1 protein-coding gene is annotated in these 561 nt (G+C 64.9%); it reads left to right on the top strand.

Features of this window, described 5'->3' with window-relative positions:
- Positions 1-561 (top strand): glycosyltransferase family 2 protein (locus AB4Z35_RS30080; RefSeq protein WP_442101170.1); only part of this gene is annotated, 561 nt, incomplete at both ends.

Raw genomic sequence — 561 nt, 5'->3', positions numbered from 1 at the left:
GAACAACCTCAAGCCGCTGCTTGAGGAAATCCGCGTGGCGCTGGCCGATGAGTCGTACGAAATCATCGTCGTCGACGATGGCAGCACCGATGCGACCCTGCATGAGCTGCGGCAGATCCGCCACGACGGCTTGAACACTTTGCGCATCCTCCATCACGAGCGTTCGCTGGGGCAGAGCACCTCGCTCTACCACGCGGCCCGTGAGGCACGGGGCACGTGGCTGGCGACCCTCGATGGCGACGGCCAGAACGACCCGGCGGATATCCCCGGCATGCTCGCGCTGGTGCGCGGCGAACCGGGCAAGGTCGATGTGCAACTGGTTGCCGGGCACCGGGTCAACCGTCGCGACACCGCGAGCAAACGCTACGCCTCGCGTTTCGCTAACAACCTGCGCCGCCGCCTGCTCAAGGACGCCACCCCGGACACCGGTTGCGGCCTGAAACTGATCGATCGCGCGGCGTTTTTGCGCCTGCCGTACTTCGACCACATGCATCGCTATATTCCAGCGCTGATCCAGCGCCATAACGGCCGCATGATCGTGCACCCGGTCAACCGGTCAAC

The organism is Pseudomonas sp. KB_15, assembly GCF_052114525.1.
GTDB lineage: Bacteria > Pseudomonadota > Gammaproteobacteria > Pseudomonadales > Pseudomonadaceae > Aquipseudomonas.
Note: the sequence above shows the minus strand (reverse complement) of the source record. Positions and strands in the feature narration are given on the sequence as shown.